The following is a 9942-nucleotide window of genomic DNA, read 5'->3' on the forward strand; positions in this document are numbered from 1 at the left end:
TTCGGCGCGACCGATGATCGTGGCCATCGTTCATCGTCGTCCGATGAGCCGCCGGCAATGGGCACCACACCTGCTACTCCCGTCGCCGTCATCGGTATGGCATGTCGACTTCCGGGCGGCATCGAATCGCCGGATCAGTTATGGGAAGCTTTGCTGCGCGGCGATGACCTGGTCACCGACATTCCGCCCGACCGCTGGGAAGCCGACGAGTACTACGACCCCGAACCGGGGGTGCCAGGTCGATCGGTGTCCAGATGGGGCGCGTTCCTCGATGACATTGCCGGCTTCGACTCCGAGTTCTTCGGCATCAACGAATCAGAGGCTATAGCGATCGATCCGCAGCAGCGATTGCTACTCGAAACCTCTTGGGAGGCAGTGGAGCACGCTGGACTCAGCCCGACAAGCCTGGCCGGATCCCGCACCGGCGTGTACATGGGCTTAACGCACGGCGACTACCAGCTCCTGGCGGCCGACGCCCATTCCTTGGAGGGGCCCTACGGCTTCCTCGGGAACAACTTCAGCATGGCGTCTGGCCGGGTCGCCTACGCGATGGACTTGCGCGGCCCGGCGGTAACGGTGGATGCCGCATGCTCGTCCGGGCTGGTCACTGTGCATATGGCATGTCGCAGCCTGCGCGAAGGTGAATGCGACCTCGCGATGGCCGGCGGCGTCGCCGTGGCGTTGGACCCGCGGAAGTTTGCCTCGGGTTCGGCCGGAGGCATGCTGTCTCCGACCGGACGCTGTCATGCCTTCGACGTGGCCGCGGACGGGTTCGTGCCTGGCGAGGGTTGCGTGGTGATGCTGTTCAAGCGATTACCGGATGCGCTGCGCGATGGTGACCGAGTCTTGGCGGTGGTGCGCGGTACGGCACTGAACAACGACGGCCGCACCGTCACCATCACCACACCATCGCGGTCCGCACAGGTCGCCGCCTACCGGGCCGCACTGGCTGAAGCCGGTGTGGACGCGAGCACCGTCGGCATGGTGGAGACACACGGGACCGGAACGCCGACCGGGGACCCGATTGAATATGCCGGCCTGGCCGAGGTTTACGGCCTCGACAAGCCCTGCGGGCTGGCGGCCGCAAAGACCAATTTCGGGCATAACCAATCGACCTCTGGGACATTGGGCCTGATGAAGGCCGCGCTGGCACTGCAGCATGGCGTTATTCCACAGAATCTGCACTTCACCCGGCTACCCGATGAGCTTGCCGAGATCAAAACCAGTCTTTTTGTCCCGCAGGAGAATACACCGTGGCCCACCAACGGTCACACGCCCCGGCGGGCGGCTGTGTCGGCCTACGGGTTCTCCGGAACCAATGCCCACGCCATTGTGGAGCAAGCTCCCGCAGCATCCGACACCGATGCGCAACACAACGGGAAGGCAGCAGAGACGACGACGGCGCCGCTGCTGTTTCCGCTGTCGTCCACGTCGGCCGACGGACTGCGCCGGACCGCCGGCCGGTTGGCCGACTGGGCAGACGCACGTGACGATGTCGCGTTACCAGACCTGGCCTACACCCTGGCGCGTCGGCGCGCGCACCGCCCGGTGCGTACTGCCGTCATCGCAAGCAGTCGACCGCAACTCATCGACCTTTTGCGAGAAGTCGCCGACGGCGATACTCCCTATCAGGCCGCGGTCGGGCAGGACGACCGCGGCCCGGTATGGGTGTTTTCCGGGCAGGGTTCGCAATGGCCTCGGATGGGCGCTGAGCTGCTGGCGACCGAACCGGTGTTCGCCGCAACTGTCGCCCAAATCGAGCCGCTGATCGCCGGTGAGTCCGGGTTCTCGGTGACCGACGCGATGTCGGCGCCACAGATCGTCACCGGTCAAGACCGGATCCAGCCAACGCTGTTCACCATCCAGATTGCCCTCGCAGCCACCATGAAGGCATACGGGGCACACCCCGGCGCGATCATCGGGCACTCCCTGGGCGAGGCGGCGGCGGCCGTCGTCGCGGGAGCGCTCTCGCTGGAAGACGGGCTTCGCGTGGTCTGCCGCCGGTCCCGCTTGATGTCTCGCATCGCGGGTAACGGTGCCACGGCATCGGTGCAACTTCCTGCCCAGCAAGTACTTTCGGAACTCACCGTCCGGGGTATCAACGACGTTGTCCTGGCAGTAGTGGCTTCACCGGAGTCCACGGTGATTTCCGGTGCAGCGCAACCGGTTCGCGAGCTGGTGGCAGCCTGGGAACAGCGTGACGTGATGGCTCGCGAGATACCCGCCGACGTTGCCTTTCATTCACCCCAGGTCGACCCCATCATCGGTGAGCTCACCGACTTGCTCGCCGAACTCACCCCAATGACGCCGGAAGTTCCCTTCTACTCGACAACTTTGTACGACCCGCGCGAGCGACCGGTGTGTAACGCCGGTTATTGGGCGGACAATATGCGAAAGATGGTGCGGTTCTCCGCAGCGGTGCGGGCCGCGCTCGAAGACGGCTACCGAGTATTCGCAGAGCTGACACCACACCCACTGCTCACCAGCGCTCTCGAACAGACGGCCCGAGGTCTCGACGTGCCACTGGCCGCATTGGCCAGCATGCGCCGTGAACAACCGCTGCCGAACGGGCTGTGCGGCTTCTTCGCAGATTTGCACAGCACCGGCGCCGAGGTCGACTTCTCGATGCTCTACCCGAGCGGGCGACTCGTCGACGCGCCGCTGCCGACATGGACGCACCGTCAATTGCTGCTCAGCCGCGAGACTCAAGAATCTCCAGTACACGGTGGCTGTACCGTGTCGGTACATCCGCTGTTGGGTCCGCATGTGCGTTTGCAGGAGGAACCGGAACGCCATGTGTGGCAGGCCGAAATCGGCACCGCCGCACAGCCGTGGCTGGGCGATCACCAAATCCGCAATGTGGCTGTCCTCCCTGGGGCGGCTTACTGCGAGATGGCGCTGGCAGCGGCCCAGGCTGTGCTGGGCGAGCGGGCCGAGGTTCGTGATATCCGCTTCGAGCACGTGCTGATGCTGGATGAGCAGACCACGGTCGGTGCATCGGCGTCGTTGTCATCACCGGGCACCCTCGACTTCACGGTGGAAACAAATCGGGGCGGTGACCAAACGCGCCATGCCGCCGCAATGCTCCACACCGCAACAGATGAGCAGTCACCTGCGCATGACCCATCCGCGTTGCTGGCCGCCCTCCCGCATCGCCAAGACGGCGCCGAGGTGCGCAAGCGACTCGACGAGCGTGGTCTTCAGTATGGTCCGGCCTTCACCGGCCTTACTGCCGTGCACTCCGGTGCGGCGGGAAGCGGCGCCGTGGTGGCCGAGGTCGCGCTACCCCGCCAAATCCGCTCGCAGCAAGACGCTTACGGCGTGCATCCAGCGCTGCTGGATGCCTGCTTCCAGTCCGTGGCTGCTCACCCGGACGTGCAGGCTATTGGCGGGGACGTGCCGGCGTTGCCGTTGGGCGTCCGGAGGCTACGTGCCTACCGCGCTGCCCGCAACGCGGGCTACTGCTACACCCGGGTGACCAAAGCCGACACGTCGGGCATCGAGGCCGACATTGACGTGCTCGACGAGCACGGCGCCGTGTTGCTCGCCGTACATGGGCTGCAATTGGGTACGGGTGTCTCGGACAGCGCCTACAAAGAGCGGGTGCTGGCCGAGCGACTGCTGACGATCGAATGGCAGCAACGAGAATCCCCGGAGGCCGAACACGACGATGTCGCGTCCTGGCTGCTGATCAGCACCGGCTCCACCGCGGACGTGGCTGCCGCCACCTTGAGCGATGTCATGAAAAGCCATGGCGCACAGTGCTCCACCATATGCTGGCCGTTGCAGGCCGACCACACCTCAAACCGCGATGAGCTGCGAAGCCAGTTGCGTACCGGAGGATTCAGCGGTGCCGTGGTCCTCACCGGACCGACAAACAGCGACGATGACAGTGACTGTCCGCTGCGAGGCCGCGAGTATGTGCAGCATCTAGCGCGGATCACCCGCGAATTGCCTGAAGTCCCTGGCCAGCCGCCCCGCCTGTACGTCGTGACACGCAGCGCCCAGCCGGTGGTTGCCCGTGACTTACCCAATCTGGAGCAGGCCGGGCTGCGGGGGTTCATGCGGGTAATGGGCACCGAGCACCCGCACTTGCGCGCAACTCAGATCGATGTCGATACCGACACCAGCGCCGAGGAGCTGGCGCACCAACTGCTCAGCGGGTCCGAAGAAGACGAGACCGCCTGGCGCAACGGCCAATGGTACGTCGCGCGGTTGTCTCCCACCCCGCTGCTCCCCGAGGAGCGGCGAACCATCGTCGCCGACCATGAGCGCGACGCCGTCCGTCTACAGATCCGTACACCGGGTGACTTGGAGTCGATGGAACTCGTTGCCGATGAACGGGTTCCGCCGGGACCGGGAGAGATCGAAGTCGCGATCAGCGCCTCGAGCATCAACTTCGCCGATGTACTCGTGGCGTTCGGCCGCTACCCTGCCTTCGAGGGGCGGCTACCGCAACTCGGTACTGACTTCGCCGGCGTGGTGACCGCGGTCGGGCCAGAGGTGACGGACCATAAGGTGGGCGATCATGTCGGGGGCCTGAGCGCTAACGGCTGCTGGGGAACCTTCCTGACTTGTGATTCGCGTCTGGCCGTTACCCTGCCGGCCGGCCTGTCCGATGCGCAGGCGGCCGCAGTGACTACTGCCCACGCCACCGCTTGGTACGGCCTGCACGATCTGGCCCACATCAGAAGCGGCGACAAGGTCTTGATCCATTCGGCAACCGGGGGTGTGGGGCAGGCGGCCATCGCCATCGCCCGTGCCGCGGGAGCCGAGATCTTCGCCACCGCCGGTAGCGAGCGGCGACGGCAATTGCTGCGCGACATGGGCATTGAGCATGTCTACGATTCCCGGAGCCTAGACTTCGCCGAGGGAATCCGCCGCGACACCGAGGGGTATGGGGTCGATATCGTGCTGAACTCGGCGATCGGCGCCGCACAGCGCGCAGGCATCGAAATACTGGCGCTGGGTGGACGATTCGTCGAGATCGGCAAGCGTGACATCTATGGCGACAGCCGTTTGGGGCTTTTCCCCTTCCGGCGCAACCTCGCGTTTTACGGTCTCGACCTGGGTCTGCTGTCATATAGCCATCCAGACCGGATGCGAGAGCTGTTGACAACGGTGTACCAGCTCACTGCCGACGGTGTCTTGCCGATGCCCGAGAGCACGCACTACCCACTGGCCGACGCCGCCACCGCCATTCGGCTGATCAGCGGTGCGCAGCACACGGGCAAACTGGTGCTCGACATTCCGCGCAGCGGGTCTGGCCGGGTGGTGGTGCCGCCGGGACACGCCCAGGTCTTTCGCCGCGACAGCGCTTACATCATCACCGGCGGCCTGGGCGGTCTTGGATTGTTCTTGGCCGAGAAGATGGCAGCAGCCGGCTGCGGACGTATCGTGTTGTGCGCTCGTTCGCAGCCGACGCTGGAAGTGCTGGAGACCATCGAATGCATCCGCGCGATCGGTGCAGACGTCGCAGTCGAATGCGCCGATATCGCCGAACCCGGTACCGCGCAGCAATTAGTCGCCACCGCGACGGCCGCCGGGCTTCCGGTCCGTGGCGTACTGCATCTGGCGGCCGTGATCGAGGACGCCACACTACCCAACATCACTGATGACCTCATCGAGCGTGACTGGGCGCCAAAGGTTTACGGTGCATGGAACTTGCACACCGCTACCGCCGACCAACCGTTGGACTGGTTCTGTTCGTTCTCGTCGGCGGCCGCGCTGGTGGGCTCGCCCGGTCAGGGTGCGTACGCCGCGGCCAACAGCTGGTTGGACGCCTTCACCCGATGGCGGCGGGCTCAGGGCCTGCCTGCCACCGCGATCGCTTGGGGCCCTTGGGCCCAGATCGGGCGCGCCACCGCCCTGGCGGGAGCCGACATTGCTATCGCTCCCGACGAGGGCGCGTACGCATTGGAAGCGCTGCTGCGCCATGACCGCGCCTACACGGGCTATACGCCGTTGACGGGAGCCCCATGGTTGAGCGCCTTCGCCGAATCCACGCCATTCGCCGAAGCCTTCCGTTCAGTAGGGCAAAGCTCCTCGGGCACAAGCAAACTGCGTGCCGAACTCAACGAATTGCCTGCGGATGAATGGCCAACGCGGCTACGGCGTCTGATCTCCGATCAAATCGCCCTGATCCTGCGTCGCAGCGTCGATCCCGACCGGTCGCTCGCCGAGTACGGGCTTGACTCGCTCAGCGCCCTCGAGTTGCGGACCCGCATCGAGACGGAGACCGGAATACGACTCAATCCGACGGATCTCACCACCATCGGCACGATTCGCGGTTTAGCAGAACTGCTTTGCGAAAAGCTGGCGCCCGCCGACGCCGTGTGACACCGTCACAGCGCATCGGCGTCGCTGCGTGACAGCACGATGTCGAGCCGCGATACGCGGCGCCCCAGTATCGTGAGGTCGCGGAGCCGCTGTGGAGCACCGACATCCCTAGGCCACAGATAGCGCCATGGTGTGTAATCGTTAGGCAGCAGATAGACATGGAAGCCGCGCTCAAGGAAAGGTCCCAGCACGTCAATCGGCCGCAGCTGCGGATCGCGCCAGCATGTTGGTGACAGTTCAACCACCAATTCCACATCGGCGGCGAGAGCATCGCCGGATGCCAAAATGCCGGCGAGCACGCGGTCCTCGGCGCCCTCCACATCGATCTTGATCACGCGTGCGGTCGCAAGCTCCCGGCTGGTTAAGAGCGAGCCGAGCGGCGCTGCCCGGGCGCGGCCCTGCTCGTGGAGGCCGCGGCGGGCCACCGTCGAGGTCAGCCCGATGTTGTAGCTCGGTCCCACATACAGCGGGAGTTCGTGATCGCGATCCGACGCCGCGGCGGCGACCAAGCGGACATTCGTGAGGTCGTTCCTCGCCACGATCTCCTCCAGTTCGGAGATCACTGCGGGCAGCGGTTCGATCGCCACCACGGTGCCGCGCGGTCCGACCATCTTGCCGGCCAGTGCGGTCATGCACCCGATATTGGCGCCGACGTCAACGAAAGTGTCACCCGGATGCAGCCGGCGGCGCAGAAACGCCGAGAGATCAGGTTCCCACGTGCCGAACAGGTAGATATACGTCGGGATTAAATCTGGGACCCGGCATCGAAAGTGGACGCCATCCTCGCTGGTGCTGTCGACGGTCAGCGGTCCTCGGAGCGCGGTCCGGACCCACAGCGGCACAGCCACTACGAGGTAGGGCACTATCACCAACAGCGCTCGCGCCCAACGCTCGGCGACGCCGACGTGTTCCTTATCGGTCTGTAGAAATCGCATGTACCGCCGCCACAGCGGCAGGATCAGCGCCTCGAACATCTCCCCGGCCCACCCCTCCAGAGACCAATACGCGTGAAATCGGTACGCGCCGACGGCGGATCGACATTGCCCGTCCCAAACGCGCAGAAGAGCACTGTCGACACGGCTATCTCGGTGTCCCCAGCTCGAATACCCGGGTACGGTGACAAACCGGGTGATCGCCGGTGGCCCAACGGCATAGCGCTTCCGTCCTCAACCCGACCCTGGGCCGTGTCCGAGCTGAGTTGGGTCTCCGAGATTTTGACAGCCACACACCATTAGATCGCAGAGAGCCTTGACAACGGCAGAGAATCGAGATCTTCCTCGAGAACTTCCTGTCTTCGGGCTCTGTCCTAGGCGGCGACGATCACCCCAACAGTTGCCTCAGCTCACACACTGCAGGCGGGCACTCTCAATCTCTTAACTACTTGCGCCACAGCGCACCACACCCGTCTATGTCAATGATCTCTGCGGATACCCCATGCTTCGCGCGGTAGTCGGTGACAGCTTCCCGACACGGTTTAAGCACGTAGTCATCGATGATGCAGAAACCACCGGGCGACAGTCGCGGGTAAAGCGCGTCGAGCGCTTGGATCGTGGATTCGTAGAGGTCGCCATCAAGCCGCAATACCGCGATGCGATCGATCGGAGCGTCGTGCAGCGTGTCTTTGAACCAACCAGGAAGAAAGCGAACCTGGTCATCTAGCAGCCTGTAGCGCTCGAAATTCGCCCTGACTTCCGTTTCCGGCACTGCCAGTACGAACTTCATGCGGTCGAACTTCATCCGCTTATCTGCTTTGTACTTGGCGGGATTCGGGGACGGCATGCCCTCGAAGGAATCGGCTAACCACACGCATCGCGACTTATCCCCATAGGCTGCCAGGACCGCGCGCATCAGGATGCTGGCACCGCCGCGCCATACCCCACATTCGACCAGATCGCCCGGTATGTCATCAGCCAGTACCGTCTCAACGCAGTGCTGCAGGCTGGTGAGTCTCTGCATTCCAATCATCGTCTCGGCTTCGGCCGGACAGTCTAGGCCCAAGTCGCGCTTGCGCTGACCGAACGGGCTTATACCCATGGTCATGGGTTGAATGATGTTGCCCGTTTTGAACAGCAGGCGTCCCCACAGTGGCCAGCCCCCAGGCATTTGCTCGAGCATCCCGTATCTGGTGAGGTTGCGTCGCATCAAGTCGAGGTACAGAGATCGCACGTCGCTATCGGTCACCGTCAAGACTGTCCCCAATCCCCTATGCCAGTGCTGTGGGCGATGAGTTTAGACTCTCATCGACGCCGTATGTTTCGGAGTTCATCGAGCAGGCTCCCAATCCGAGCGTGGCCGTCTCGACGGCCTGCTTTCGCCCATCAGCCAACGCTCCTGAGGCGGGCGCCGTTTTCCATAAGATCAGCGGCGGCTGCAACGCTTTCGGCGGGCTTCGTCATCCGCGTGGCGAACTCACGGGCCCGGGCCGCGTATTGCGGGGCAAGGATGGTGCGCAGGTCCTCGGTCAGCGATTGCGGGGTAGTGCTCGAAAAGCGCCGGGCGGTGCCCAGCTTCAGTCGTTTGATCTGAATTCCCCACTGCGGCTGATCGGCCGCCGTCCACAGGATCAACGTGGGAACTCCAGCGCGCAGACCCGCGGCCGTGGTGCCCGCGCCGCCGTGGTGCACGACGGCGCGGCATGCCGGGAAGGCGGCTGCATGGTTCATCGCGCCCACAATTTTGACGTGTTCGAAATGGGGGATGTCGGCGACGTCAGACCCGCCAGCGCAAACCAAGGCCCGCTCGCCCAGTTGCGCACAGGCCGCACCGATCATGGCGACCGTGGCTGCGGCAGATTCGACCGGTACGCTGCCAAACCCGAAATAAATCGGCGGCGTTCCCGCCGCAATCCACGACGCGACCTCGTCATCGGCATCCGTCGGCAACTCCATTGTCAACGCACCAACAAACGGCCGTTGCCCGTTCCATTTCGCCCATTCGGCCGCCAACCCGGGGAAGCAAACCTCGTCGTAGGCTTGGATTTCCAGCGACCCGCGCTCGGCGATCCGCCGCGATGTGGATCTCCGTGTCTTCGGGAGGCCTAGTTCATTGCGCTGCGCGTCCTCGACCTTCTTCGTCATGCGCCAATACAGCCGCAGGTTCAAAGCCATTACCGAGCGTCCCAATGACGGCAGCATTGGAGTGAGCTGCCCGTGGGCCCTCGACGGGGCGTAATGCAGCGACGTTAACGGAATGCCGTGATACTCCGCGACATTCGCAGCGGGCTCCTCCAAACTCTGGCCGGTGATGAGTAGGTCGGCACCGTCGGCAAGCGACGTCAGTGTCGTGCTCGCCTCTCCCCAGCACTGGCTAACTAGTTCCCAAAGTTCGCGCCGCAATCTGTTCACATCTCGGACCCTCCAGAATTTGCGGAAGAGACGCGTCCACAAGTCGCGGTGCACGTCCATCCATGTCTGCGTGTCCAGTGCATAGCCGACCGCCGCAAGCCCCGCCGCCTCGGCGAAGCCAACCAGGTCGGGCGGGACCGCCATGCGTACTTCGTGCCCCCGGCGCAGCAGCTCACGGCCAACCGCGACACCGGGCTCGACATCGCCACGAGTTCCATAGCATGCCAGCACAAATATCATCGCGATTCCAGCCTTTCAC

4 protein-coding genes are annotated in these 9942 nt (G+C 64.2%); 1 reads left to right on the forward strand and 3 read right to left on the reverse strand.

The features are described from left to right. The first annotated feature begins 57 nt into the window (after nucleotides 1-57). Nucleotides 58-6339 (forward strand): sulfolipid-1 biosynthesis phthioceranic/hydroxyphthioceranic acid synthase, encoded by a 6282-nt coding sequence (gene pks2, locus AC5Y5W_RS09930; protein ID WP_500022269.1) that lies wholly within the window; start codon nucleotides 58-60, stop codon nucleotides 6337-6339. Nucleotides 6340-6344: 5 nt separating this feature from the next. Here pks2 and AC5Y5W_RS09935 read toward each other — a convergent pair whose 3' ends face one another. The 3 genes from AC5Y5W_RS09935 to AC5Y5W_RS09945 form a co-directional block, all read right to left on the reverse strand. Then, entirely contained in the window at nucleotides 6345-7313 is a 969-nt protein-coding gene (locus tag AC5Y5W_RS09935; protein ID WP_500010446.1) for an FkbM family methyltransferase, read from the reverse strand. Nucleotides 7314-7716: 403 nt separating this feature from the next. Then, on the reverse strand, nucleotides 7717-8526 hold the full coding sequence (locus AC5Y5W_RS09940) for a TylF/MycF/NovP-related O-methyltransferase (RefSeq protein WP_500010447.1): 810 nt from the start codon (nucleotides 8524-8526) through the stop codon (nucleotides 7717-7719). Between the two features lie 131 nt (nucleotides 8527-8657). Then, nucleotides 8658-9923, reverse strand: a complete 1266-nt coding sequence (locus AC5Y5W_RS09945; RefSeq protein ID WP_500010448.1) for a glycosyltransferase — start codon at nucleotides 9921-9923, stop codon at nucleotides 8658-8660. Nucleotides 9924-9942 lie beyond the last annotated feature (19 nt).

Source organism: Mycobacterium sp. NGS51, from assembly GCF_059812525.1.

What these genes read in the sequence shown, in the direction of transcription:
- pks2 (WP_500022269.1), top strand. Translation starts at nt 58, where the DNA reads ATGGGCACCACACCTGCTACTCCCGTCGCCGTCATCGGTATGGCATGT.
- AC5Y5W_RS09935 (WP_500010446.1), bottom strand. Translation starts at nt 7,313, where the DNA reads ATGTTCGAGGCGCTGATCCTGCCGCTGTGGCGGCGGTACATGCGATTT.
- AC5Y5W_RS09945 (WP_500010448.1), bottom strand. Translation starts at nt 9,923, where the DNA reads ATGATATTTGTGCTGGCATGCTATGGAACTCGTGGCGATGTCGAGCCC.